Annotated in this window: 23 protein-coding genes; 15 read left to right on the top strand and 8 right to left on the bottom strand. The window is 44.7% G+C overall.

Features of this window, described 5'->3' with window-relative positions; translation table 11 throughout:
• Positions 1-239 precede the first annotated feature (239 nt).
• Positions 240-914, top strand: a complete 675-nt coding sequence (locus tag RJD38_RS00720) for a hypothetical protein (protein WP_065430554.1) — start codon at positions 240-242, stop codon at positions 912-914.
• Between the two features lie 267 nt (positions 915-1,181).
• Here the strand turns inward: RJD38_RS00720 and RJD38_RS00715 are convergent, their stop codons facing one another.
• The gene (locus RJD38_RS00715) at positions 1,182-2,390 is read right to left on the bottom strand and encodes an IS4 family transposase (protein ID WP_032073033.1); all 1,209 of its coding nucleotides are present in this window, start codon (positions 2,388-2,390) and stop codon (positions 1,182-1,184) included.
• A gap of 59 nt (positions 2,391-2,449) precedes the next feature.
• Positions 2,450-3,484 carry a nitrate- and nitrite sensing domain-containing protein gene (locus RJD38_RS00710; RefSeq protein WP_367971383.1) on the bottom strand — a complete coding sequence of 345 codons (1,035 nt, stop codon included), beginning with the start codon at positions 3,482-3,484 and terminating at the stop codon, positions 2,450-2,452.
• 394 nt (positions 3,485-3,878) lie between these two features.
• On the opposite strand from RJD38_RS00710, the gene phnR reads away from it, so the two are divergent.
• Positions 3,879-4,577, top strand: a complete 699-nt coding sequence (phnR, locus tag RJD38_RS00705) for a phosphonate utilization transcriptional regulator PhnR (RefSeq protein WP_065430549.1) — start codon at positions 3,879-3,881, stop codon at positions 4,575-4,577.
• Positions 4,578-4,604: 27 nt separating this feature from the next.
• On the opposite strand, the gene RJD38_RS00700 is transcribed toward phnR, so the two are convergent.
• Together RJD38_RS00700 and RJD38_RS00695 are read right to left on the bottom strand one after the other, a co-directional pair.
• Entirely contained in the window at positions 4,605-5,006 is a 402-nt protein-coding gene (locus RJD38_RS00700; protein ID WP_065430548.1) for a thiol-disulfide oxidoreductase DCC family protein, read from the bottom strand.
• A 279-nt stretch (positions 5,007-5,285) separates the two neighbouring features.
• The gene (locus RJD38_RS00695; RefSeq protein ID WP_005595804.1) at positions 5,286-5,867 is read right to left on the bottom strand and encodes an HdeD family acid-resistance protein; all 582 of its coding nucleotides are present in this window, start codon (positions 5,865-5,867) and stop codon (positions 5,286-5,288) included.
• A gap of 464 nt (positions 5,868-6,331) precedes the next feature.
• On the opposite strand from RJD38_RS00695, the gene RJD38_RS00690 reads away from it, so the two are divergent.
• Both RJD38_RS00690 and RJD38_RS00685 read left to right on the top strand, forming a co-directional pair.
• Positions 6,332-7,564 (top strand): NAD(P)/FAD-dependent oxidoreductase, encoded by a 1,233-nt coding sequence (locus RJD38_RS00690; RefSeq protein ID WP_065430547.1) that lies wholly within the window; start codon positions 6,332-6,334, stop codon positions 7,562-7,564.
• Positions 7,565-7,689: 125 nt separating this feature from the next.
• Positions 7,690-8,988 carry a dicarboxylate/amino acid:cation symporter gene (locus RJD38_RS00685; RefSeq protein WP_065430546.1) on the top strand — a complete coding sequence of 433 codons (1,299 nt, stop codon included), beginning with the start codon at positions 7,690-7,692 and terminating at the stop codon, positions 8,986-8,988.
• A 99-nt stretch (positions 8,989-9,087) separates the two neighbouring features.
• Here RJD38_RS00685 and RJD38_RS00680 read toward each other — a convergent pair whose 3' ends face one another.
• Positions 9,088-9,543, bottom strand: a complete 456-nt coding sequence (locus RJD38_RS00680; RefSeq protein ID WP_009386150.1) for a DUF417 family protein — start codon at positions 9,541-9,543, stop codon at positions 9,088-9,090.
• Between the two features lie 117 nt (positions 9,544-9,660).
• On the bottom strand, positions 9,661-10,005 hold the full coding sequence (locus tag RJD38_RS00675) for a rhodanese-like domain-containing protein (protein ID WP_065430545.1): 345 nt from the start codon (positions 10,003-10,005) through the stop codon (positions 9,661-9,663).
• Positions 10,006-10,254: 249 nt separating this feature from the next.
• Here RJD38_RS00675 and RJD38_RS00670 point away from each other — a divergent pair, with 249 nt between their 5' ends.
• The 5 genes from RJD38_RS00670 to RJD38_RS00650 all read left to right on the top strand — a co-directional run bounded on the left by RJD38_RS00670 (position 10,255) and on the right by RJD38_RS00650 (position 15,195).
• Complete coding sequence (locus tag RJD38_RS00670) at positions 10,255-10,638, top strand: DUF2541 family protein (protein ID WP_065430544.1); 384 nt, start codon at positions 10,255-10,257, stop codon at positions 10,636-10,638.
• A 536-nt stretch (positions 10,639-11,174) separates the two neighbouring features.
• Positions 11,175-12,203, top strand: a complete 1,029-nt coding sequence (locus RJD38_RS00665; RefSeq protein ID WP_065430543.1) for a methyl-accepting chemotaxis protein — start codon at positions 11,175-11,177, stop codon at positions 12,201-12,203.
• Positions 12,193-12,513 (top strand): hypothetical protein, encoded by a 321-nt coding sequence (locus RJD38_RS00660; RefSeq protein ID WP_009386146.1) that lies wholly within the window; start codon positions 12,193-12,195, stop codon positions 12,511-12,513. Before RJD38_RS00665 ends, RJD38_RS00660 begins: the two co-directional genes overlap by 11 nt.
• Before the next feature lie 265 nt (positions 12,514-12,778).
• On the top strand, positions 12,779-14,059 hold the full coding sequence (locus RJD38_RS00655; RefSeq protein ID WP_065430542.1) for a DEAD/DEAH box helicase: 1,281 nt from the start codon (positions 12,779-12,781) through the stop codon (positions 14,057-14,059).
• A 248-nt stretch (positions 14,060-14,307) separates the two neighbouring features.
• Positions 14,308-15,195: a LysR family transcriptional regulator gene (locus tag RJD38_RS00650; RefSeq protein ID WP_065430541.1), complete on the top strand. Its 888-nt coding sequence runs from the start codon at positions 14,308-14,310 to the stop codon at positions 15,193-15,195.
• 143 nt (positions 15,196-15,338) lie between these two features.
• On the opposite strand, the gene RJD38_RS00645 is transcribed toward RJD38_RS00650, so the two are convergent.
• Positions 15,339-16,376: a linear amide C-N hydrolase gene (locus RJD38_RS00645; RefSeq protein WP_065430540.1), complete on the bottom strand. Its 1,038-nt coding sequence runs from the start codon at positions 16,374-16,376 to the stop codon at positions 15,339-15,341.
• 121 nt (positions 16,377-16,497) lie between these two features.
• Positions 16,498-17,373, bottom strand: a complete 876-nt coding sequence (locus RJD38_RS00640) for a LysR family transcriptional regulator (RefSeq protein ID WP_005595782.1) — start codon at positions 17,371-17,373, stop codon at positions 16,498-16,500.
• 166 nt (positions 17,374-17,539) lie between these two features.
• On the opposite strand from RJD38_RS00640, the gene RJD38_RS00635 reads away from it, so the two are divergent.
• The 6 genes from RJD38_RS00635 (at position 17,540) to RJD38_RS00610 (ending at position 25,037) form a co-directional block, all read left to right on the top strand.
• Positions 17,540-17,956, top strand: coding sequence for a RidA family protein (locus RJD38_RS00635; RefSeq protein WP_065430539.1), 417 nt, complete (start codon positions 17,540-17,542; stop codon positions 17,954-17,956).
• Positions 17,957-18,082: 126 nt separating this feature from the next.
• Complete coding sequence (locus tag RJD38_RS00630; RefSeq protein ID WP_065430538.1) at positions 18,083-19,573, top strand: aldehyde dehydrogenase family protein; 1,491 nt, start codon at positions 18,083-18,085, stop codon at positions 19,571-19,573.
• Between the two features lie 126 nt (positions 19,574-19,699).
• Positions 19,700-20,686: a membrane dipeptidase gene (locus RJD38_RS00625; protein ID WP_065431106.1), complete on the top strand. Its 987-nt coding sequence runs from the start codon at positions 19,700-19,702 to the stop codon at positions 20,684-20,686.
• 140 nt (positions 20,687-20,826) lie between these two features.
• On the top strand, positions 20,827-22,401 hold the full coding sequence (locus tag RJD38_RS00620) for a BCCT family transporter (protein ID WP_406853102.1): 1,575 nt from the start codon (positions 20,827-20,829) through the stop codon (positions 22,399-22,401).
• Positions 22,402-22,542: 141 nt separating this feature from the next.
• Positions 22,543-24,309 (top strand): hypothetical protein, encoded by a 1,767-nt coding sequence (locus RJD38_RS00615; protein ID WP_065545195.1) that lies wholly within the window; start codon positions 22,543-22,545, stop codon positions 24,307-24,309.
• A complete protein-coding gene (locus tag RJD38_RS00610) occupies positions 24,306-25,037 on the top strand; it encodes a DUF3726 domain-containing protein (protein WP_005595770.1) in 732 nt (243 codons plus the stop codon). Before RJD38_RS00615 ends, RJD38_RS00610 begins: the two co-directional genes overlap by 4 nt.
• The last annotated feature ends 5 nt before the right edge of the window (positions 25,038-25,042 follow it).

Raw genomic sequence — 25,042 nt, 5'->3', positions numbered from 1 at the left:
AACTATTGAAACTAAGTTGCATATTACATTCTCGTTTGAGTTAAATGATAGAAATTTAAATATTTATACCTAAAACCAGTAAAAATTCATGGAATAATAGTCTACGCACTTCTAATGGAAACAATACGCTCGGCATTACCTTAGAGTAATGACAACATATTGATTTTTGTTGTAGGTACTAGACCTAAGTGCGATTCATGAAAATTGATTGCTAAACTATAAATTCTGGTAGGTGTTAAATGATCTTAGAATTGTCACCCAAAAATATTTTTAAAGTTCATGTAACTTTTGTTGTCTTGTTATTGTGTGCCAACGTTATTTCTAGGTTGAAAGGGGTATATCTAGGTGATCCTATTGATTTGTTTAATTTCAATGCTGAAAGAAATGTACCTACTTTCTTTTCTGGACTTATGATTGCTGTGTGCAGTGTGGTGCTGTATTTGATTGCAGTTGATAAAAGAAAACAGAAATTATCCTATGTTCCTTGGCTTGGGCTTGCTTTTATTTTTTTGTTTCTTTCTATTGATGAAATAGTATCGATCCACGAAAAGCTTACAACACCGATGAGGGATACATTTGAAACGTCTAAGTTACTCTACTATGCTTGGGTATTGCCCTATGGTATCGCTTTAATGGTATTTGTCGTGGCATATTCCCGTTTCTTGTTCAGTTTATCAACAAAGTTTAGAGTTTTATTCGTATTATCGGGATTTACGTTTGTTTCTGGCGCTGTCGGTTTTGAAATGCTTGGAGGTGGTCAAGCAGAGGCGATGGGTATTGATAATACACGCTACTTCATATATTACACTTGTGAGGAGTTATTAGAAATGCTGGGTATTTCTATTTTTTTATATACTCTGCTGTCATATATTACTCAAGATTCCAATTCACTTAACATTGTAATTTCAAAATAAAAAGTCATTATTGATTTAATGGTAATTAGTGGGTCGCATCATTGATGAATGATGCTAGAGTGAATGACAATAGATTATCCAAGTTTTAAAGTTGAGCATGTGTTTGTTTTATTTAGAGTGTTACTTATAAATTATTTTTATAAGCGGTTGTACATAGTTAAATAATAATGCTGACTTCCAAACTAATACCTGCCAGAGCAAATCGCTCGTAAGGATCTTTACGCTCCGATTGATACCACGATGCAGGCATTGCTCTGAGGGATCCCCTCATAATTTCCCCAAAGCACAACCATGTTTGAATAGATTTTGAGCAAGCAGGGTTGCAGCCGCGAGCAAGTCTTCCCTCGTTATTGTGTAGCCAGAATGCCGCAAAACTTCCATCCCTAAGCGCACTGTTGAGAGTACATTTCGATTTTTGACAGTGTTAGCTTGGAAGTGCTTATCCCAACCTTGTTTCTGACCATGAACTCCAGCAAGCCAAAATGTCAGTTGAAGCATTAGGGCGATTAGCAGCATGATATCAAAGCGCTCTGAGCTGCTAGTTCGGCTATGACGGAGGCCTAAACCGTAGGCTGGGCTTTTCAAGTCTCGGAAGGTTTCTTCAATTTGCATACGCTTCGAGTAGAGCCTAACAAGTTGCTTTGGTGTTCGGATTTCAACGGGCAAGTTAGTCGCTAAAACCCATGGTTCTTTTGTCGAAGCGGAGTAGATTTTAGGTGACGGATGATGACAATTAGTCCGTGTCGAACGCTGATTTTTTCGGCCTTTAGGACGTGATTTATACAGTGCAATTTGACATGAAATTGGGTTGCTCTTAGTCAACCTCTTATAGCCTAAAGTCTTTGAGCGACTTGAGGATATGCTATGTAAGTTGCTGATAGGTTGCCAGTTTTCCGCACCTAAATCTGCATATTGCACTTTCCCTCTGACTCGACTTAACCAGTACCAACCTAGCTTTTCAACGGATTTATACCATGGCACTTTAAAGCCAGCATCACTGACAATGAGCGGTGTAGTGTTACTCGGTAGAATGCTTGCAAGGTCGGCTAGAAATTGGTCATGAGCCTTCTTTGAACATTGCTCTGAAAGCGGAAAGGCTTTCTCATAAAGAGTAATAGAACGACCATGTAGTGCCACCGAAGCCCGCAATACCATAAGCCGTTTTTGCTCACGAATATCAGACCAGTCAACAAGAACAATGGGCATCGAATTACCTGAACAGATAAAGCTGGCATGCCAACGGTATACAGCGAGTCGCTCTTTGTGCAAGTGACGATTACCTAACAATCTGTCGATTCGTTTGATGTTATGTTTTGTTCTGGCTTTCGTTGGCAGGTTACGACCAAGTTCGGTAAGAGTGAGCGTTTTACATTCAAGTAATGCGTGGCAAGCCAGCGTTAAACTGTTGAGTCGTTTTAAGTGCAATTCAGGGCAGAATTGGTAAAGAGAGTCGTGTAAAATATCGAGTTCGCACATCTTGTTGTCTGGTTATTGATTTTTCTCAGAACCATTTGATCACATGACAAGATGTGCATCTACCTTAAATTTATGATTTTTATCAAAATCATTAGGGGATTCCTCAGGACTAAACTCGCAATGATAATACTGACCAATAGAGTCGCACCGATAAGCAGGTTACGATTAAAAATAGATTGGTTATAAACTACGGTGGCGTATTGCACCATATCGGTTTGAATCGCGTTACGTAATTGGTTAATAAGGCCAATGCGTTTGGTCGCCATAGGGAACCATTCGGTTGCACTTGGGCCTTGAATCGCATCTAACGAATTGGCTTGAGCAAGAAATTGCTCTTGGATCTGCTCTACAGATTGCCATGCTTGTTGTTGCTCAAGCTGAGTGAGTTGAGTGAGATAGGCTTCAGGCATAATGATTTTCGCACTGCGCAGCGCATAATCGCTCGATTGAATATAGTCTTTTATGCTGGTGTAAGTGACAGCATTGGTGCCCCCCTTAGCGTACACGCCATTGAGTGCACCTCGTGCTTGGCCTGCTCTTTCCTTAATAATGACTACGGAAATAAGCGATTTACCTAAAGCACTTAATTCGTGACTTTGTGTTTCACTGATTAACAAATCAATGTTGTCGATAATCAATTGGTTTAGATGAGAATAGAAGCCAAATGGGGCAATGTCTGGTGCTAAGCTATCGACACCTTGACGGACAGCTTCAATACGAGAGAGTTCCTCTTGTACATCCTTCTGTAAGGCTGAATTCAAATCAGAATGGAATAATGAGGCTTTGTTTTGTTGCAATTCGGCCATCGCGATATTGACGACTTTTCGTTGAGCTTTTAGGTTCTCAACGATCTCTGGATTGCCGTTACTACCCAATACCCCAGCGGTTAGTCCTCGCTCAAGTGCGAGGTTATGGGCGAGATCGTCATATTTAACCACCAAATTGACCAATTGCTCATCTTTGAGTGCAGAGCTTGATTGTTTATTGAGTTCAAAAATATCTTGTGTGGCAAGTGCGATGGCAATGATTAATGGAACTCCGGCCACCAAACTGACGATAATATAAAGTGGAAACTGACGTAAAAAAGCAAACATTGCGATGATCCCCCGAGCAAGTTTATGTGTTCTTTTTATTATTAGTTTAGTTGTATATAAACCAATCAAATGGATTGAGTTGTTAATTAATCTCTTATTTGTGATAGCGAGCATGTGGCAATTTGTTAACGCTCAGTATAGCGTTCTGATGAATTGGTTTCGGTGATAGGGCTGACAAACCATACAAAATAATGGAATAGAAATGTTAAAAAATGTGTTGGATGAATATCAGTAAAGCGGTGAAAATTGTTTCTTAGCGAACACACTCGCTTGTGTATCGAACCATCGATATACGGTAATATGCTTAGAGTGAATATCACCCCCAGTGAAGATATCAATGACAGCTTCGATATCGGAAATACTCTTTGGTGGGACAGACAGGAAAGGATACTTGGTGCAATACGTAAAAATTAAAGATTCAATTGTTGAGCAAATTGAATCCGGTATGCTTTCAGCGCGACAAAAATTACCGTCAGAGCGTAAACTGGCTGAATCGTTTGACACCACGCGTGTTACGTTAAGAGAAGCGTTGTCACTGCTTGAAGCAGAAGGGCGGATTTATCGCGAAGATCGTCGAGGCTGGTTTATTTCACCAGCACCGCTACGTTATGATCCGCAGCAATTAGTGAGTTTTTCTATGATGGCGGCGGCACAAAATCGAACGCCGAGTAGTTTATTACTCAACGCCAAAGCAATGCTTGCCAATAAAGAGTCCTCACAACTATTGGGGCTTGCACCGTTTTCTGATGTGTTCTGTATTAATCGAGTACGTTGTTTGGAGTCGCGGCCTGTCGCCTATATCACTCACTATGTGCGCCCAGAGCTATTTCCTACTCTACTTGATCACGATTTGAGTGATTCTTTAACGGAAGTCTATCGTCATCATTACGCCACCCAATATGAACAAATTCGCTATCGAGTATCCGTTAGTATTCTTAGCGGCGAAGTCGCACAAGCTCTTCGCGCGACGGTAGGGACACCGGCAATGAAAATTGAGCGCACCCATTTCGATAAGCAAGGCCAAACCATTGATTGTCAGACTGAATATTGGCGCCATGACGTGATAAATATTGAATCGCACTTACGATTTTAGCGGTCGCTTTAAAGAGGATCTGAGAGGCTACAATTCACATTGTTTGCAGCGTGTTTGACCGGTCAGTAAATACGAAAGCTGGTAACGATAGCGGGCAAATAACCAATAGCCACCTCTGGCAATGCTGCGCAAGATTGGCCATCGCAAGATACGCAGTATCGGTTTCTTACCTGCGAGCTCCCATAAGTAAATATTGGCGTCTACTCCGAGTCTAAGTTGACCGCTTTGGTCGATGACATGCAATACTCTTAAACATTCAGACTGTTCCACAGTAGGGTAGTGCTCCATCATTATCTCATTCTGTACATTCACAAAGGTGACATTGTCACCTAGGTGTGTTTTCAAACTCGACATCTCTTTGACACACAGTGGGCATGAAGCATCATAGAAAATGGCGACTGCAGAGACTGGTTGCTTCAGATTGTGCATGTTAGTCCTCTTCCTAGTATGACGGTGAGCAGACCATCCAATTAGGTCTTCAACTGTTACTTAGCGGCTCATATCTGTGCTTTACCCTATCTCTGTTTTCTACGGAGGAGCAATTGAACAGATCAAAAGAGATGTGTTCATCACAAGCCGTCACTGAATTAACCCATCGCGTAAACAGAGGCATACAAAAAAGCCACAAAATGAGTATTTGTGGCTTTTGGAATAGGCAATGTCGTGTTAGTTGAGTGTGTTTACTCGTTCAATTTAACCCTAATTGGTTTAAATCGTGTCTACTGCTTTACGCATTTGTAAACCAAGGAATATGAAGCTCACGCCTTCAAAAATAAGCGAAATACCGACAAAAATACCCAGTAGGGAGAGCGAGAATGCAGGATCGCTGAGCATAGAGAAGAAGTAACCGCCGATCAATAGTGAGATAAGTCCGCTTAAAATAATCCAGCTACTACCAGGCAATGAACGGTTTCGAAAACCGAAGATCATTCGAGTTGCTCCATTGAACATCATCACGACGACCATCAACATGGTCATTGTTACTAGCCCTGCGAGGGGTTGGAATAGAATAAATAAACCGCCGATGATGTACAAAAGTGCACTGAGAACATACCAAGTTTTGTCTTTCCATCCTTGAATACTAAAGGTGTGGTATGCCTGTACTAAACCGCTGAATAAGAAGATGCCACCGACAATAGTTGTGATGGTGATACCTGCGGCAACAGGTAGACTTATGGCAGCGATACCGGCCAGTGAGACTAGCACTCCGACAATCGCAAACCATTTCCAGCCTTTTGATAGTAGTGTCTGAGCTGTCATTTGAGAGTTAGCTTGTTGTGTTTCGCTCATCGTGAATTCCTTTACGTTATTTAATTCATCTGATGAATCCAATTTACGCCTCTTTCATCGCTCTACAACTGATTAATACACAACTATAAATTCCATTTTTGTCGGTTGTAGTGCTTAAACTGAGGCGAAACGGGCCTTCCGCAGAGTAAACCTAAACCGAGGGTGACGATTTAGGGGAGCAATAGCGCAACCTATTGATTGCACGTGGCTCTTTATTTTGTTTTCAAGTTTAGTTGAGGTTTGTTTAGTGTGCAGGAGATTCAAGTTGAAATTATCCCAAAGATAAAAATTATTATTACAAATAAGTAATAGTCATTTGTAATTTGCGCGGATTATCAAAAAAACATCAGGCAATATAATGTGCGCCATCAGTTGATATGTAAGCTTTGCGTGCTACATGTCACAACAGCATTTTCACGGTATCTAGGGTGAACCTAGTGCTGTAAGCACAATTGGAGAGCACGATGTCTAGAATCGTAGTTGTTGGCGGCGGTGCCGCAGGTCTTGAACTCGTCACTCGCTTAGGTCGTAGTTTTGCTCGACGTCGTGAGCATGAAGTCATTTTGGTTGAACCAGCAAGTCACCACTATTGGAAGCCTCGTCTACATGAAATCGCGGCGGGAACATTTGACGATGAACTCGATGCTGTCAGCTATTTACAGCATGCATACTGCAATCAGTACCAATACCTTCAGGCGTCAATGAGTGGTCTAAATCGTAACAAGAAGCAGCTTGAAATACGTAATGTAGACGGTGACATTTCAACGCTTGATTACGACTATCTTGTTATCGCCGTTGGTGCAGTAAGCAATGATTTTAAAACCGAAGGGGTGAGCGAACACTGCTTGTTTTTAGATTCAGCAGAGCAAGCTCAACAAGCATGGGATCAAATTAACCCATTGCTTCGCGCACAAGGTGAGCAACATATCTCAATCGTTGGTGCTGGTGCGACAGGTGTTGAACTGGCTGCAGAGCTTGCAAAAGTGAGCGAAAAGCTAGGTCGTTATCGTCACGATGCCAAACTTCGAATCACTCTAATCGAAGCGTCTCAACGTGTTCTGCCAGCAGGGCCTGAATGTATGTCTGAGAAAGTGCAGCAGGCGCTGCTCAAGCATGGTGTGGAAGTAAGAACCAACACCCGAGTGAAACGAGCTGAACAAGGTAAATTGATCACCGATAGCGGTGAAGTGATTTCGGCGGATTTGCAATTATGGGCTGCGGGTATTAAATGTGCTCCTTGGCTTGCAGAGCTTGATGGCTTGGAAGTTAACCGATTGAATCAGTTAAAAGTTTACTCCACGCTTCGTACTACCCGTGACAATGCGGTATTTGTTATCGGGGATAGCGCTGAATGCCCTCAGCCGGATGGCAGCTTTGTTCCACCTCGCGCACAAGCGGCGAATCAAGCAGCAATGCACCTAGCGCGCCAATTTAAGCGCTTGCTTAAAGGTAAATCCATTAAACCATTTGTGTTCCATGATGGTGGCATGGTGATTGCGGTCGGACATGACTACGCAGTCGGTAGCCTAATGAACAATAAATTGGTGCTGCGTGGCCGTTTGGTGCGCAATTTATACGACACGATTTTTCGTTTACACCAACGGATTTTATTCGGTTGGGGACGAGTCACCGCGCTGGTGGTGCTCAAGCGTGTTAAAGGCTCATTGAACCCATTTTATAAAAACAACATTTCGTAAATTGACTCGATTGAACTGAGAAGTACTGCGGTGCTTCTCAGCTTTTCTTATGCTATTTGGCACGGTTTTACACTCAGTATTGCCGAGCTTAAACCGCAAAGCTTTACCTATTCGGAATAACAATAATGTGGAATAAATTACGTGATTCACTGCCTTTGCAGTTGATGATTGCTGCCATCGCTGCATGGGCCGTTGCTAGCCTATTTTCATTGAACCATTTAGCGAGCGACGTAACGCAACAGGGTTGGTATCAAGTTATCTTGCTGGGCAAAACAACCTACCTTGGTTTATTGAAGATGGTGGTAGGCGTTGTCGTGATGTTGTCGTTATTGCAAGGTATCACCAGCATTGGTTCGATCATGCGCTTGAAGAAGATTGGTCGAACGACGTTACTGTTCTATAGCTTTACTACGTTTATCGCCATCAGTTTAGGTTTGGGCGTTTCGCTTATGTTACCTGCGTGGCAACCGTTGACGACTGCTGTACCCGTTGAGGAAGGCGTCAAATTGATCAGTGCCGAGGCGGCTAGTGGTGGTGCGATTGCCGCAAAACTGCTTAACATGGCATTAGTCAACCCCGTTGCGGCTTTGTCTCAAGGTAACTTATTAGCCATTGTATTATTTTCGTTTTTGTTAGGTATCGCCTTGCTGTCTGCGCTACCTGAGAAGCATCCTTTGTTTGAAGTTCTGGCAGGGCTGAACAAAGGGGTTAACACTTTAGTGTCAGCGATCGTGCGTTTAGCTCCACTTGCGGTTTTTTCAATTGTGTTTGAATTTACGGTAACGGGCAGCAGTTCGCTGTTTAAACAGTTAGCACTATTTGCGCTATTGGTTTTTGCCTTAACGGTGGTACATGGTGCGATTGTGTTGCCAAGCATTGCCAAATTCGTCACTGGCATCAGCATTAGAAGACTTTTCAAGGCCATTTCGGCACCAATGGCGATGGCATTTGCGACCTCGTCAAGCTCCGCTACGTTACCACTTTCTATGCAAGTTGCAGAGCAAGAGCTTAATGTATCGCAAAGTACCAGCAGTATGGTGTTGCCTCTAGGGGCGGTGATGAATATGGACGGCACCGCGCTGTTTGAAGGCGTGGCAGCCATTTTTCTTGCTCAGCTATTTGGTGTTGATTTGACGACCTCTGGCTTAGTGATGATTTTTATTATGGCGATGGTGTCATCCGTCGGTGCACCAGGTATGCCTTCAGGCTCTATGTCAGGCATGCAAATGGTGCTACTTGCCGCGGGTATCCCTCTAGAGGCGATTGCGATATTACTGATCATTGAACGCCCGTTAGATACGTTTAGAACCGCGGTTAATGTGGAGGGAGACTTGATTGCGTCATTAGTGATTGATAAGTGGCAGCAAGATGAAGTGGACACTGAGCAGCCTGTCACAACTCGCCGACTTAGCACTCATTGTTAACGTGCCAAGACAGAATAAATTTGGCTGTCAAAGCAAGAAATACAAAGGGCGGATTATCCGCCCTTTGTGCTATTTCGAGTTCTTTCAAAGGTGGTTTGTTTAATGCTCGCGGTTACGTTCCACCACACTGATGGCGATCGCTAAAAAGAGAATGTCTTTGACCAAGAAAAAGTTGCTAACGAGGATGCCGTCAGACACTTTCCAAGTATTGGGTGTGGTGACCAAAAAGCTCAGCGTAGCAAGGAAAATGATTGATGCCGCGATACCTGAATAGAAGGCGATTTTGGGTTTAGACAAACCAATTAACAAGCCCGCCGCGACAATGATTTCGGTTGCACCGATAAGGTTAGAAACCATTTGTACTGATAAAATGGAGTACAGCCAGCCCATTAAAGGGTGGTTGTCCACTAACGGTTTAATCAGCGCCGCTTCTGTCGGTGTAAATTTATAAACGCCAATCCACACTAATACTAAAACAACACCAAGCACGCCGAGTGTATAACCGATATTTCCATTAATATTATTACGTTTAACTGCAATTGTTTGCTCTTGCATTACTTTACTCCAAATTCAATAGGCCAGAATATGACCCTTGAACTTGAAGATAAATTTCGACTTAATCGTTACTTTTTAACGATTTTGCTTTTAAGACTTTGTTTTACTAAGTGAGTTTTAACGGCTTTGCTGCATCTCCTCAAATCCACCAGCATTGTGCACTTGAGTAAAGCCTTGAGAGATCAAGTAGTCATAAGCTCGGCCTGAACGCGCACCGCTTCGACAATAGACCACGATGGCTTGCTGTTTATCGATGTTGGCAAAGTGTTGTGCGAGATCGGAAAGGGGGTAGTTGATCGCGTCGTCTAGGTGGCCAGCTTGAAATTCTTGTGGTGTTCGTACATCAACCACTAGCGCGCCTTTCTCAATCCATTGCCAGCCCTGTTCTGCGCGGGGAGACGCAAGGGCGCTGGCACTTGCTACATTCAGTATCACAATCAGTACAATGAGGGCTTTGTTCATGGTTGATCCTTGATAATTTAGATAAGAATTTGGTGATTATAAGAGACGTCAGATCACAATGTTGATTTTAGAGGATCTCATCGTAACGATGCTGTGATTGATGAAACGATACGTGAAAATATTCATGCTGATTTATTGTAAGCGTTAGGTCAGTGGCAGGTGATATTTTACCTTTGGGTAAAAATACTATTAACACTTATTCCTATAAATCCATAGAATGCGCGCACTTTGTTCACTAACGTACAATTCATGAAAATTAAATCCATGCTAATTGGTTCGCTTATGGCGGCCACGTTATTTACCACTCAAGCACAAGCGGACGATAAGTTTACGCTAGGCCGTACTATTTTATTAGAGCATGGCAAAAGTGCAGCTAAAATCCCAATGGTGATTTGTCGTCGTACTAATGCCATAAAAATTAAGGCTGAGCGTGATATCAACTTACGTAAAGCAGTGGTGAAATTTCAAAATGGTGAAAGCAAAACCATCAGCTTCTATCGTGATTTCAAAAAAGATGAAACGAGTGATTGGCGCCGTTTCGGTTACCGTCGTTGCGTGAAAAGCATCGATGTGTACGGTAATTCAGAGCGCTCCACTGGTGGCGTGAGAGTTTACGGAAAAGAAAAAGACTAGATTTGAGATTAGCCACCAGATAGGTGGCTTTTTTTTGTTCATTTTTGGCCATCGAATTGGTGATTGCCACAACGGAGTTTGATTGCGTTTATTCGAGGCTTATTAATGATGGTCATAAAATCTGCAATTGTGGATAACAATTGCAATTAATCGAAACGATAAAAAGTCAAAAAAGAACAACACTAGCCAGAGCGGTATGGTGATGGAGTATTTTGTATGAATCAGGAAAAGTTGGCACAGTCTCACGAATTTTATAGGGTTTGTGGTGATTAACATGGCTGGTTTGTTGGTAATTTGTAGTAATGCGTGGCGATTATTGTTGTGCGTTGCGCGTTATTCATTCTTGATTGGTAATGTTAGCTAGGTAAGGGTGCTAGGATTTTTCCTACAAAAGCCTTGCCGAGTGTCGATGTTGCTGCTTAAAAAAAATACAAAACGTTCGTTGATAGGAGCAACGAGTGAGAACAATGTTGTTCTATTTGCAGATGGAAGGATTGCCGTATTTGTATTGAGTATAACGATTAGGCTATATAAAAATGAACCTCAAATTCCTCTCTGTGTTAACTGTTTTAATCTCTATCATCACGCCATCAATGTATTCCATTGGTCTTGAGCTTGATCGTCACACCGCCAGCGTTCTTGTGGCAATATTCACCTCGATGACTGTGGTCAGCTCCGTATTATTCATTCGTGCTCGACTAAAATTAACAGAAGTGAATTCGGATCTAGGGAATTTTCTCAACGAACTGCACTCCTCGTATCAATCTTCTTATCAGAGTTTGAATAACAACGTAAAAGAGACGGAAGAGTGTTTTCTCGATCTTGAACAGATCTCTGCATCGACCGTTGAACTCTCCTCAACATCGCAAAGTGTGTGTCAAGAAGCGTCAGTCGCGAATGATGCCACTGAGCAAGTGCTGAAAGATCTACAAAATGGTCGTCGCTTAATGGAGTACGATGGTCAAATTGCTATGCAAGTCTTTAACTCGATTGAAGATTCTGCTCAGATATTTGCTAAATTGTTTGAGTGTTCAAGCAATATCAACTTGGTCGTCGACACGATTAACCAAGTCTCGAATCAAACATCATTGTTGGCACTCAATGCCTCGATCGAAGCAGCACGTGCCGGTGAGCATGGAAAAGGTTTCTCGGTGGTTGCTAGTGAAGTACGTAAACTATCGATGCAGACTCAGCAGAGTACCTTGGTGATAAAGGATGCCGTTGAAAAACTCAATGCCTACAGCACCAAAGCACAAGATCACATTAATAAAAACCAAACAATTATTAAGAAGTCATTTGCGTTGTCGAAGCATTTAAATGAAGCCTTTGAAAGTATTAACTCAAGCACTCTAAAGCTTGCATCAATCAATGCCGTAGTGCATGAAACGTCAAGCAACCAAACGGTAGTGACCAGCGATTTATCATCTCGTATTGAAGATGTTTATAGTAAGTTAGATAACAGCTTGGCAAATGCAAAATCGATTCAAGAGAAAAACGCTTATATTAGCGCCATTATTACCAAGATGAAGCAATTCAGCCGCGACGACCACTCTAATGTGCTTTAGCAAAAGAAAGGTGCTAGGCACCATTTTATTGTTAGGCACCATGCTATTGTTCGGGCTTACATCGTCTCCTTCGATGGCTGCGATTACCTGCCAAGAATTTACTGAGCAATTTAAGCGGCAAGATTTTACTAAAATTGAAAGTATGTTTGAACGAGCCGTTCAAGAGATGGGCTACCCACACTCTTCGGTGTACCTCAATCAGTTTTATGCCAAATCACCCTCTGAGCAGGTCAAAGAGATCAGGCGAGTTTATCGTGGGTGCTATTCGCTAAAGAAATCGAATGAGCACTTGGTGAATTTGATTCGCTAAACGTTAACGATGCTAGCCGTTACGTAGAGAAGCAATACCGTAATGTGTTCTCGTATAGTCATGCAAAGGAGCTAAACGAGCATGTTGAGTTCGCCGTAAAGGCACTCATTACGCTACTTGTTACGTTGATCTGGTGAGAATTTGTTAATTATTGCGGCGTTTGTTTAAAATAAGTCCCCAACGTGCGGGTTCTGCTCTATAATCTGCGACCGTGTTTTTGGTTATGCTTATGTTTGGTATTAGCCGTTAGTTTTAGGAACAAGATATGTCATTTGCATCACAAAATTTTTCTCCAGAAATCGTAAAAGCGCTCACTGAATGTGGTTACGAGAAGTTAACTCCTGTTCAGCAGCAAGCGATTCCTATGGCTCGTCGTGGCCACGACATTCTTGCTAATGCTCAAACGGGTACCGGTAAAACGGCTGCGTTTGCGTTACCAATCATTCAAAACATTTTAGATAAACCAAAATCACGCAACCGACACCAAGCGCGTGCTGTTATTTTGGCACCTACTCGTGAATTGGTTGCTCAGATTGCCCAAAATGTTCGTGAGTACACCAAATACACTGAGCTAAAAAGTGTCGCGATTTACGGTGGCGAAAAAATGGCCTCTCAACAAAAAGCACTTGAGCAGGGTGTGGATATTTTAGTTGCGACTCCTGGCCGTTTGATTGAGCACTTAGAGCTGAAAAACGTATCTCTAGTGAATTTAGAATTCCTCGTATTTGATGAAGCAGACCGTATGCTAGACATGGGATTCATCTCTGCGATTGAAAAAATCATGCAAGGTGTGAAGACTAAGCCACAAACCATGTTGTTCTCAGCGACGTTCTCAGCGCAAATGAACAAACTGGCGGGCGAGATCCTACGTGCACCTAAGCGTATTGCGGTTGCGCGTGAAAACACCACGGCAGAAACCATTGCTCACGTGGTATACCCAGTTGAGCAAGAGCGTAAGCGTGAACTATTGTCTGAGCTAATTGGCCGCAAAAACTGGAAACAAGTATTGGTTTTTGTAAACTACAAAGAGACGGCGAACGAGCTAGTCAAAGAGCTAAAGTTAGACGGTATCAAAGCGGTTCTTTGCCATGGTGACAAAGCGCAAAGTGCACGTCGTCGCGCTCTGGACGAGTTCAAAGAAGGTAAAGCACGCGTGATGATCGCAACCGATGTTGCTGCTCGTGGTCTTGATATCCAAAACCTACCGCATGTAGTGAACTTTGATATGCCATTCCTAGCGGAAGATTACGTACACCGTATCGGTCGTACTGGCCGTGCAGGACAAAAAGGTAACGCAATTTCATTCGTTAACCGTGAAGAAGAGCTAACTTTACAACAAGTAGAAACCTTGATCGGTCAACGTATCTACCGTAAAGAGTTGGAAGGTTACGAGCCGAAAAACCGCGATGCGCTGATTGAAAAAATGCACTCTAAACCAGCATTTAAAAACCGTAAAACGCGTACCAACAACCCAAGCGATTCAAACCAAGGTGATGCAGAGCGTCGCAGCCGTTTGATGCGTATGATCCGCAATAAGAACAAGTAATTCTATAGTTGCAGCTGTCTGCACAAGAATAAATGACGAAAGGCGATACCATGGGTGTCGCCTTTTCTATATCCCTCCTTCCTTGTCGAATCTTTGAAAAATTGGCTTCTCTTTCACATTTGTCGAGCAAATAACAAAGCGATACGTTTGTGTTCACGCATAATGATGGGATAAATCCAACATTAATGATGTTAACCATTAGTGGTATCAAGCATGAGTAGCATCAAGCAAGGGACAAGGGAGTGACGATGTTTTCTTACGAGCATTTAAAATCGTTCTGTGCAACGTATGACGAGAATAGCTACAGTGGCGCAGCTCGCCTGTTAGGTAAAGATCGCACCACCATCCGAGAGCAGATAAAGGCGCTCGAAGATAGCTATCACGTAATGCTATTTTCGATAGAAGGAAAAAAAGCGGTACCGACTGAGTTCGCGCGCTCTATCTACAAGCAGGCCCAGTTGCTAGTGAGAAACAGTGAGCGGCTTGATGTTCGAATGCTACAAGCTTATCAACAGCCGTTAAGCTCAATTGATTTTTACCATGATACGCTGATGCCGAACGACTTAGTCATCCAGATTGAAGCGTTTGTCATTCAACATCATCCGCATGTGATTTTAAATTGGTTGCATCGCAATCGAGATGAAATTTTGCAGGAAGTGGCCAATGGTCACAACCAGATCGCCATTATGCAACATCGCATGGAAAGCTTCTCTGAATACCCTATAGCGGCAATCAAACTTGGTGATGGTGACTTTGCTGCGTATGCGCGAGTAGGGAGCCCATTGTTTGATTTGGATGTGGTGCAATTGGAGGATTTGCAGTTAGAAGCGCAATACATCAGCGAAAACCAAACTAAAACCATGCCGGAATGGTTGGGAATTTCACCTTACTATCGCACGGTCAGCAACAACGACATGCTACTCGACTTGGTTAAGCATCATGGTTGGGCGTTGTTACCTTGCAATCTCGCCGAGGAGGCGGTGGAATCCCAGCAGATCCGCCGCATTGAGTTAAAAGAACTGACTCGCACCGCTAAGTTTGGCTTATCATTTTTTTACCCACTGAGTTTTGAGGCAACTGATGTCTATCAAGGCTTAGTTGAGGTAATAAAGCGTTACTCTAAAAAGCATCTATGAGTGTGCGCCAAGAAGATAGGCATAAATCAAAAGAGTAGGGTTAAGCCGTGAGTCACTAGCCACTAATGAGCTCACCGCCTAACCCCAAATTGTATCGACTGATCTATAGACAGCAAGGCAAGTCGAATGTGTTTGTGCGAAATCTAACGACCAGATTCAATGATCTGCTGGGTTACTTCGCCAATCAAGCCCGGCTGAACCAGTTTGAACTCGATTTGTTTACCTGATGCTTGAATCTCTTTCATATTGTATTGCAACTGGGTGTAGTCATCGCCCCACTGGTAGCGCATCAAGGTTTCACCTGACTGCAGATGGTAGTTAACGGCATATTCAGTTGCGTAGCCAGCCATTACGCCATCAATTGGCACGTTGGGCGCGTCATGGGGAATTTTATAGGTGACCGAATCGAGCTTGAGCATGCCATTAATGATGCTACTTGGCTCGGTTAAGTGCCCCATATAGTAACTAGAGTGAATAAAGCGATCTTCTGGATTCGCATTACCCCCTGTGCCTAAGTTGGTTTGAGAATATTGGTTTTCCTGCTCGCCCCAACCGCGTTTTGAGCGTTCAACATTGGCTAAGTGTTGATCGTAGTCAGGTTGGTTCGTCATCACCGTGTATTGCTTACCATGCCAAATACGAGGGCCTTCTTCTCTAAACTCGATAATCGCAGAGTCGCCGCTGGTGTCTTGCAAGCTGATGTGCAGCGCAATACGAATTGGCACACCTTCGATAAAGTCAGTTTTGGCCGGATTCTCTTCGATAAAGGCGACCGCTTGATCCACCGTTGCAAACTGAGCCAGCAGATGGGTGAGGTAATTTAACGAACCAAAGTCATCACTTTGGGTGCTTTCTTCGGTTGCCATACCACGATCATACAATACGTTGCCACTTAAGCCTGCGCTATTGATCCCATCAGTAATCACGCCGTAAGTGGTCGTGCCGGTAACATCGAACTTGGCCGTCAACTGATTATTGTGAGCAAAATGGGTGAGATATGAGTTGCTCTTTGGCAGATTGACCAAGTGTGGGTCGGTTTGCTCAGACCAGTCAATGGTGCGTGACACAAAGGTACCGTTGCTCTCGGTATCCCACAATAATCGAGTGCAAGCTTCCGCTGCAGTCACCATGCCGATAGAAAAGGTCGCAATAATCGCGCTAGAAAGGACTTTTTTGTTCATAGATGTGGCCTCGTTTATTGGGGAACAAGACCATCATAGTGGGAATTAAATTAACGATATACTGCATTGTGATGGGTTAAATCCATCATTTAGGCGGTGGATATCAATTTATGTTTGATGGCTAACAACGCAAATATTCAATACACAGCTCGTGAAACGCATGCGCTTGGGGGGAAATGGTGCGATCCATTAAACGAAAAATACCGATCTGGCGCTCCAAAGGCGGATCGATGAGCGGGATCCACACTAAGCGTGTTTCGTTGGTGGGAAAGGCCATTTTCGGCAGAGTGGTAACACCAATGCCCAACTCAAGCACTGAAAATAGCGAAGTGATGTTTTCGACCGAATAGAGTGCTTGCTCGCTTAGAACCCGCGCTGGTGTGGGATCGAGCAGGGTACAAGTACCATTACGAATAAAAGGCTGTTTGAGTAGGGTTTGCCACTCGATGCCTTCAGGATGCGCTGCAATCGGGTTATCGCGCAAGCAAACCACACCAATCGGATCGGAAAGCAGTGGTGTGAAATCAATCGCCCGATCATCCATATAGGTGAAGTTACCCACCGCAAGATCCACTTCGCCGGATAACAAACGGCTGGCGACCCCTGCGGCGTTGTCATCAATTAAGCTCACTTCTACCTCAGGGTATTGCTGACAAAACGTGGCGAGTACGCTAGGGATCAACTTAGCCGCCACCGATGGGACACTCGCAATACGAACTTTACCTTGTTGACCGGCAGCGGCAGCGCGCAAATCGTTATCGAGTGCACTATACACATTCAGAAACTGCACAATTTTCGGCACGCAGATCTCACCAAAGGGGGTTAACTTCGCCTTATTTCCCGCCTCAAACAGTGGCTGACCGAGCAATTTTTCCAGCTCTTTTATCGAAGTCGAGAGCGCCGCTTGTGAACGATTGGCACGATTTGAGGCCGCGCGAAATCCTCCTTCTTCTACCACCATCACAAAATGCTTTAATTGTTGCAGCTTGATACTCATCAGTACGACTCCTGCCAGCCCTTTATTCACCACACTTTGTTTAAGGTGATAAATAAAACTAATCAAATGAAAAAAATTTACCGTTAGATTTATCGAATGTCAAAGTGCAATATTTAACTAACGAGAAACATATTTATTACATCTTTTATTGCAAGGGTGAAGATTGATGAATAAACACAATAAAAAGACGCCAGTTAAAACAGCATTGTTTGCTTCGAAAGCCCCGTTAGAGTGGGCGATTGTTAATAATGGCACTCTCTATACTGCGCAGATCCCAATCGATGACACTGGTGTTGTCGTCGCTGGTGGTATTGAAGCACAAACGCGTCAAACCTTTAACAACCTTGTTCACACTTTGGAGTGTGCAGGTGAGTCGTTAGATTCTGTGCTGCAAGTACTGATTTATGTCACTGACCGTGAGTACCTAAAAACGGTCAATGAAGTTTATGCCGAGTATTTTTCAGCGCCGTACCCAAATCGCGCAGCGATGGTGGTGGCAGGGCTCGCTCGTGAGGAAATACTGGTGGAATTTGTTGTCTATGCCAGTGCCACTAACGCGATGATTGACTCAGCGGCGCCATAGCGGCACTAGCACATCAAGCAGGTAATCACACCGCTATACTCAAACGAGTTAACTTAGATTATTAGATTGATATTAAACGCTGGCTGGGAAGATTAAGTCGCCGCCAAAGTGAACAAGGAAAGCATCATGACTCAACATCAATACGCACAAAAAACCTTTACTCAAATCACCAATGTGGCGGCAGAAAAGGCGCTTTACATCGGTGGTGAATGGCAATCAGGCGTGAGTACCGTCAGCAATATCAATCCATCAGACATTGCTGAAAATTTAGGCGAGTTTGCTCAAGCAAGTGAAGCTCAGGTTCAGCAAGCCATTGCTGCGGCAAAACAAGCACAACCCGAGTGGGAACACACGCCGATTGAGCGTAAGCAAGCAGTATTACAAGCAATTGGTGATGAACTGATTGGGCGTTGTGATGAGCTTGGTGCACTGCTGGCGCGTGAAGAGGGCAAGCCTTTTGCCGAAGGTCGTGGCGAAATTTATCGTGCCGGTCAGTTCTTCCAATACTTTGCGGCAGAAGTTCTACGCCAGATTGGTGATAACGCGGCGTCAGTTCGCCCGGGTGTTTCGGTGGAGGTCACTCGTGAAGCGGTGGGGGTGATTGGCATTATTTCTCCATGGAATTTCCCAACTGCGACGGCGGCTTGGAAAATTGCACCAGCGCTGGCTTTTGGTAACAGTGTGATTTGGAAGCCTGCCAATTTGACGCCAGCGAGTGCGGTTGCGTTGACTGAAATCATTCATCGCCAAGGTTTACCAGCAGGCACGTTTAACCTGGTATTAGGCGGCGGCTCAACCGTAGGTAATGCGCTGATTCATTCAAAACAGATCAACGGCGTCAGCTTTACTGGATCGGTCGATACGGGCCGTAAAGTGGCCGCTGCAACGGCGCCAAATTTCATTCGTTGCCAGCTTGAAATGGGCAGTAAGAATGCCTTGGTGATTGCTGATGATGCTGACATTCAAATTGCGGTTGAAGCAACGATTGCGGGTTCATTCTCTGGTGCAGGGCAAAAGTGTACTGCCTCCTCGCGCTTGGTGGTGATGGACAGTATTCACGATGCGTACGTCGAAGCGTTGATTAAACGTATGAGTGAGCTGAAAGTCGGTCATGCGCTTGACGAAGGGATCTTTATGGGGCCGGTCGTAGATGGTAAGCAGTTGGATGCCAACTTAACGTGGATTGAAAAAGCCAAAGACTGTGGTGCAGAGTTGGCGTTTGGCGGTGAGCGTCTAACCATGCCGCACGAAGGCTTTTATATGTCACCAGCGCTGTTTGTGAATACGAAAAATAGCTGGGAAGTGAACCAAGAAGAAGTGTTTGCACCGATGGCAAGCGTGATTCGCGTAGCGGATCTTGATGAAGCTATCGCGACCGTTAACGACACCCGCTTTGGCCTAACTGGCGGCATCATAACGCAAAGTTTGCGCAGTAGCGCCATCTTCAAACAACAAGCTCAAACGGGCTGTGTGATGGTTAACCTACCGACAGCAGGAACCGATTACCACGTGCCATTTGGTGGCCGTAAAGAGTCAAGCTTTGGCCCGCGTGAGCAAGGCCAATACGCCAAAGAGTTCTACACCGTGGTGAAAACCGCTTATCAACGTCCGTATTAATCGCTCAAAACTTGGGGTTAAGGGAATAGCCGCAAGCAATGGCGTAGAGATTGGGTGTGAGAAATGGACGCGTTAGGAATGGATGCTTTAGAAATGAATGCATCAGAAATGGATAGAGGAGTGGCTATGTACCAGCAACGGATCGTGATAGATGGATTGCAATACTGCAATTGGGATCGAGAGTATTTCCAAACGCTGAAAGCAAGTGGCATTACCGCCGTGCATGCCACGATTGTCTATCATGAAAATGCTCGTGAAACCTTAACGCGTTTTGCGGAATGGAATCTGCGTTTTGAGCAAAATGCGGATCTGATCATGCCGATCCACTCCATGGCTGATGTGGAAAGGGCCAAGCAACTAGGCAAAGTGGGTGTGCTATTTGGTGCGCAAAACTGCTCACCGATTGATGATGAGATTGGCTTGATAGAAGTGATGCGTCACCAAGGTTTGCTGATCATGCAATTAACCTATAACAACCAAAGCTTATTGGCGACGGGGTGTTATGAGCAGCACGACACGGGTATAACGCGCTTTGGTAAACAAGCCATTGCAGAGATGAACCGTGTTGGCATGATCATCGATATGTCACACAGCGCTGAGCGCTCAACGCTTGAAGCGATCGACCTTTCCTCTCGTCCAATCTGCATCAGCCATGCAAATCCTACCTTTGCCCATGACGCGCTACGCAATAAATCCAATACGGTGATCAAAGCGCTGACTGAACGTGGCGGCTTGATTGGCTTTAGTTTGTACCCATTCCATTTGCCAAATGGTAGCCAATGTAGCTTAGACGACTTCTGCCAAATGGTGGCGAAAACGGCCGACATGGTTGGGGTTGAGCATCTAGGTATTGGTAGTGATTTATGCCTCAACCAACCACAGCAAGTGCTGGAGTGGATGCGCAATGGTCGCTGGTCAAAAGCGATGGATTACGGTGAAGGTTCTGCGAGTAATTCGGGTTGGCCTGATGCCTTGCCATGGTTTAGTGGCAGTCAGGGGATGGAGAATATTTACCACGGCTTAATGCAACATGGATTCAGTGAATCCGAAGCAGGCCAAGTGATAGGAGATAACTGGTTCCGCTTTTTACAACAAGGGCTAGAACCGAGCTAACAGCCATTAATGCACGCTGCCACAATCATAATTATAGAGCAGGTGTGAAATACACTTTTTGTTGCCAGCCAATGCATCTTCACTGCCTTGGCGCGACATAAAACCTCTGGAGTCAGAGTATGTCTGATTTATCTGATAGCATGAAAACTGCTTCCGCGAAGTCATCTTCAAAGAAGCAAGCAACACTACCGCATAGCAATGAAAGCTCGGTAGAAAAATTGGGTTTAGATAATCCTGCCTTTTGGTACAGCGGTGGCTTTATCGCCTTGTTTGTTGGCCTCGCTTTATATGATGGCGAGTTACTCTCATCACTGGTTAATTCGGGGTTTGGCTGGGCAGTAAAAGTTTTCGGCCCCTACTGGCAATTACTACTTCTTCTCACTTTTCTTATTGGTCTTGGATTAGCGGCAGGGCGAACAGGCAAAGTGATCTTAGGTGGCATTGCCAAACCTGAAATGGATAGCTTTCGCTGGATGGCGATTATCTTTTGTACGCTGCTTGCTGGCGGCGGTGTGTTTTGGGCGGCGGCAGAGCCCATTGCACACTATGTGAGTCCACCACCTTTGTATGGCGTGCAAGACAATCCACAACAAGCCGCAGTCAATGCACTTTCACAATCCTTTATGCACTGGGGTTTCTTAGCGTGGTCAATTGTCGGCAGTTTAACCTCGATTGTGGTGATGCATTTACACTACGAGAAAGGATTACCGCTTAAGCCACGTACGTTGCTTTATCCATTGTTGGGTGAGCGCGCACTAAAAGGCCATACCGGTGCATTGATTGATGCGTGTTGTATTGTCGCGGTGGCGGCGGGTACGATTGGGCCAATTGGCTTTCTAGGCTTGCAGGTTAGCTACGCGTTAAATGCTTTGTTTGATGTGCCAGATGGCTTTACTACACAACTGATCATCATTCTTTTTGCTATCGCTCTTTATACTCTATCGGCCCTGAGCGGCTTGAATCGCGGCATGCAAATGCTTAGCCGCTACAATGTGATTCTCGCGGTCGCTTTAATGGCTTATATCCTTATTTTTGGTCCAACCAACTTTATTTTTAATGGCTACATTCAAGGTGTGGGCAGCATGTTGGATAACTTCATCCCAATGGCCACCTATCGTGGTGATGAAGGATGGCTAAGTTGGTGGACGGTCTTCTTCTGGGGTTGGTTCTTAGGGTATGGCCCGATGATGGCGATTTTCATCGCACGTATTTCTCGGGGTCGCACCATTCGCCAACTTATAGTGACTATTAGCATCATCGCGCCATTGGCCACCTGTTTTTGGTTCACCATTGTCGGCGGTTCAGGTCTTGCGTTTGAAATTGCCAATCCGGGCAGTGTCAGCGCCGCTTTTGAAGGCTTTAATTTACCGGGTGCACTATTGGCCGTGACGCAACAACTGCCAATGCCAATGGTGATTTCGATTCTGTTTTTAATTCTCACCACCATCTTCATCGTCACCACAGGGGACTCAATGACGTACACCATTAGCGTGGTGATCAGTGGTGAAACCGAACCAAATGCCATTATTCGCACCTTTTGGGGCGTCATGATGGGGGTAACGGCGTTGATTTTGATTTCGCTCGGATCCGGGGGGATCTCTGCCTTGCAATCATTCATCGTCATTACGGCTGTACCGGTATCGCTTATCTTGCTTCCTTCGCTGTGGAATGCGCCAAAAATCGCAGTCAAGATGGCAAAAGAACAAGGGTTATAACGAACAGAGTCAGCCAACAAGCAACAGCAATAACGTGAAACGCGGGGCTTTATTCCCGCATAAAACCTAATACCGACTTGAGGAGTCACTATGCCTTTAGTCGGTACCACAATACTTATAATGAATTAGGTGGTGAGCAAAATGGATGCACATCGTTCAACAGATTCTAAGGCAGTTCTGCGTAAAGCAGAGATTGTTATGGCCCCTGAAAGGCTAGGAGCTATGCATCAAAGTCGAATCAGTTTTGTACGCAGTTTGATTCGAAAAATGGCGCAGCAACAATGGCGAGTGACCAAGCATGAATGGCAATTATGCCCACAAGGTTTCGGCCATGTGATTTATAAGTTGGTTACGCCCGAGCACGTCTACCATTTGGTGGTGTTTTGTGACCAAATTGCTGACAGTGAACGTAACGATCGCGTGATTGCCGAAAAGTGGGATGTGACGTTTGCGCTGGTCTATGGTGATGTTGATATTCCTTTGCTAGAACAACTACGAGCGAACGTGCCGCTACAAGAGGCAGGACGTAACCCCAATAAGGTACTCGTACTCGCGCGAGCCAACAAAAGTGTGCGAGTGTTTGAGCATATCGTTTCTCGCTTGGCGCAAGGTATCCAGCCAGATCCGCAAGAGTTAGCGGAAGTGGGTTACATACTGCGTACCACAGCGGTATATGGCAACGGCAAGTTCGGCATCGCCGATTTCAAATTGCTTGAGAACAACGCCGATTTCAGCCAATCCTTTAGCGCGCAAATGTGCGCCGTCTACTTGATTCGAGAGTTCAGTTTGGACTGGGTTCATTATTTGGCAGAGCAACAAGGAGGCGCTCAAGCGGCAACTCTGCATCGCGGTCTACAACGTTATTTAGGCGTGGGTAACGCGACAGGTCTTGGTATGGCGCCGTATTTAATCAATCACCCTTGTGTGGTCGATCAATGGATGACCACCCGTGAACGCGCAATCTCTCAAGTGTTATCGATGCCTTGTGAGATGGGGTATTACGCGCCGTTATATGATTTATTAGCCAAAGCACAATCTCATCTGCAACAAGTGATCACCATTAATCCTGCGCAAAATCAGCTTAACCTGCGAGCAATTGATGAACTTGCTCAGTTAAACCGACAGCTCGACGACTATCTTCAACAGTGTCCGACGTGGCGTGAGCTATTGGAACAAACCGCAACATTGAGTTTAGAGACACAGGAGATGCTGCTGTCTAGCCTGATAGAGCTTTACCCTGAACTGGTCGATGATTTCGCTGAGCAAATGAATTGCGATGAAACACTATCATTAGCTAACGGCAAAAAGGCGGCTGACTTGTTAGCGTTACTTGATGAGAAATATCGCTGGGCGATAGACGCTGACTTTACTCAGGCTGAGAATAACTATTGGTTCTGGTATCGTTCGCAAGATAAAGAAGAGCCACGCATGGGGGTACGAGGTGAGGAAGCGGGAGAAGACCGCGAGTTACCCCTTGATATCGGTCGCCAAGTGAATCGTTTATACCACGCACTAAGTACGCATTCAGCCGAGACGACATTGGCTGAGTTTCTGCTGCGGGAGCCCAAATACCGTGCCATTGCACGTCGTGTCTGGACGCTTGGCAATAAAGAGATGGGTGACATTCAGATGAACGTGTTACGCGAAGATGCGTTGCCGATGCATTTATTGCGTTGCAAATTGGCCATTTTTGGTGCTACCAAGTTTGATCCGCGTTCAGACAGATGGGTGCGAGTGACCTTTTTCCAAGGCTCACCGTTGCTCGACGAAATTCAAGACCCGAGTTACCAAGACAACTGGATATTCCCGTTGTTACCAAATGATGTCTATTTCAACGAAGCCTATTTTGATGACCAGAATGCGGCTAACTGTGATGTTACACAAGGTGAGGGGGGATCCGCACGATGATCGTTTCGCATAATGAATTGGTGGCAGCAGTCAACAAAGCGTTTATGGGTATGCGCCGTAGTTGTGGTGAAGGTGACGTGATCGCCAGCATGGTTGCAGACCTACAAATGGTAGGCCTGAATGGTGTCTATCATTTTAATAACGCCAGTAGCTATCTTGGCCTTGAAGATGATAGTCCGGTCGATATTGAGAGTCTCGCCGATGGAAAAATGAGTATTGATTTGCATGGTGGTAGCGTTGCCTGTCACTTACCCGTGGTGATTGACTATGTGTTGGAACAAATGGTCGGCGCTAAATCAGTTAATGTCACCTTAAGCCGTTGTCATAACCGTTGGTTAGCCTACAGTGAATTAGTCAAGTTGGCGGCTAAAGGGATTGCTTGCCGCGCAAGTTGGGACAATGGTTCATCGCCAAAACGTACCTTGTATATACTGAATCGCGGTTGTATCGCACCAGAGCTCTATTTCTCAGACAATGTGGCTGAGGATGAAGCAGACTTACATTCATTGACGCTTGAATTGTCGATTGAGGATTTTGCTTTACCTGTTAACAGTCATGAGTACACGACTCATATTGAAGCGCAAGAACTGCAACAATCACTTCAAAGTGCGTGGCAAGATGGCATCTTTGTTGATGACGGGGAATGGGCGACTTTGAAGCAGAATGCGACGGTGTTTTTAGTCGAAAATAGCCAGCGTTCAATGCAAGGTGCAGGGGAGTTGGTTTAACCCAT

The sequence above is a fragment of the Vibrio scophthalmi genome, assembly GCF_040869025.1.
GTDB classification, from domain to species: Bacteria; Pseudomonadota; Gammaproteobacteria; order Enterobacterales; family Vibrionaceae; genus Vibrio; species Vibrio scophthalmi.
This window is presented reverse-complemented; position numbering and strand designations above follow the sequence as displayed.

Coding starts and splice junctions, on each gene's coding strand:
- RJD38_RS00695 (WP_005595804.1), bottom strand. CDS start 5,867: ATGAGCGAAACACAACAAGCTAACTCTCAAATGACAGCTCAGACACTA.
- RJD38_RS00700 (WP_065430548.1), bottom strand. CDS start 5,006: ATGCACAATCTGAAGCAACCAGTCTCTGCAGTCGCCATTTTCTATGAT.
- RJD38_RS00635 (WP_065430539.1), top strand. CDS start 17,540: ATGAATAAACACAATAAAAAGACGCCAGTTAAAACAGCATTGTTTGCT.
- RJD38_RS00610 (WP_005595770.1), top strand. CDS start 24,306: ATGATCGTTTCGCATAATGAATTGGTGGCAGCAGTCAACAAAGCGTTT.
- RJD38_RS00660 (WP_009386146.1), top strand. CDS start 12,193: ATGTGCTTTAGCAAAAGAAAGGTGCTAGGCACCATTTTATTGTTAGGC.
- RJD38_RS00685 (WP_065430546.1), top strand. CDS start 7,690: ATGTGGAATAAATTACGTGATTCACTGCCTTTGCAGTTGATGATTGCT.
- RJD38_RS00680 (WP_009386150.1), bottom strand. CDS start 9,543: ATGCAAGAGCAAACAATTGCAGTTAAACGTAATAATATTAATGGAAAT.
- RJD38_RS00645 (WP_065430540.1), bottom strand. CDS start 16,376: ATGAACAAAAAAGTCCTTTCTAGCGCGATTATTGCGACCTTTTCTATC.
- RJD38_RS00620 (WP_406853102.1), top strand. CDS start 20,827: ATGAAAACTGCTTCCGCGAAGTCATCTTCAAAGAAGCAAGCAACACTA.
- RJD38_RS00690 (WP_065430547.1), top strand. CDS start 6,332: ATGTCTAGAATCGTAGTTGTTGGCGGCGGTGCCGCAGGTCTTGAACTC.
- RJD38_RS00675 (WP_065430545.1), bottom strand. CDS start 10,005: ATGAACAAAGCCCTCATTGTACTGATTGTGATACTGAATGTAGCAAGT.
- RJD38_RS00655 (WP_065430542.1), top strand. CDS start 12,779: ATGTCATTTGCATCACAAAATTTTTCTCCAGAAATCGTAAAAGCGCTC.
- RJD38_RS00720 (WP_065430554.1), top strand. CDS start 240: ATGATCTTAGAATTGTCACCCAAAAATATTTTTAAAGTTCATGTAACT.
- RJD38_RS00630 (WP_065430538.1), top strand. CDS start 18,083: ATGACTCAACATCAATACGCACAAAAAACCTTTACTCAAATCACCAAT.
- RJD38_RS00715 (WP_032073033.1), bottom strand. CDS start 2,390: ATGTGCGAACTCGATATTTTACACGACTCTCTTTACCAATTCTGCCCT.
- RJD38_RS00640 (WP_005595782.1), bottom strand. CDS start 17,373: ATGAGTATCAAGCTGCAACAATTAAAGCATTTTGTGATGGTGGTAGAA.
- RJD38_RS00710 (WP_367971383.1), bottom strand. CDS start 3,484: ATGTTTGCTTTTTTACGTCAGTTTCCACTTTATATTATCGTCAGTTTG.
- RJD38_RS00625 (WP_065431106.1), top strand. CDS start 19,700: ATGTACCAGCAACGGATCGTGATAGATGGATTGCAATACTGCAATTGG.
- RJD38_RS00650 (WP_065430541.1), top strand. CDS start 14,308: ATGTTTTCTTACGAGCATTTAAAATCGTTCTGTGCAACGTATGACGAG.
- RJD38_RS00665 (WP_065430543.1), top strand. CDS start 11,175: ATGAACCTCAAATTCCTCTCTGTGTTAACTGTTTTAATCTCTATCATC.
- RJD38_RS00670 (WP_065430544.1), top strand. CDS start 10,255: ATGAAAATTAAATCCATGCTAATTGGTTCGCTTATGGCGGCCACGTTA.
- RJD38_RS00615 (WP_065545195.1), top strand. CDS start 22,543: ATGGATGCACATCGTTCAACAGATTCTAAGGCAGTTCTGCGTAAAGCA.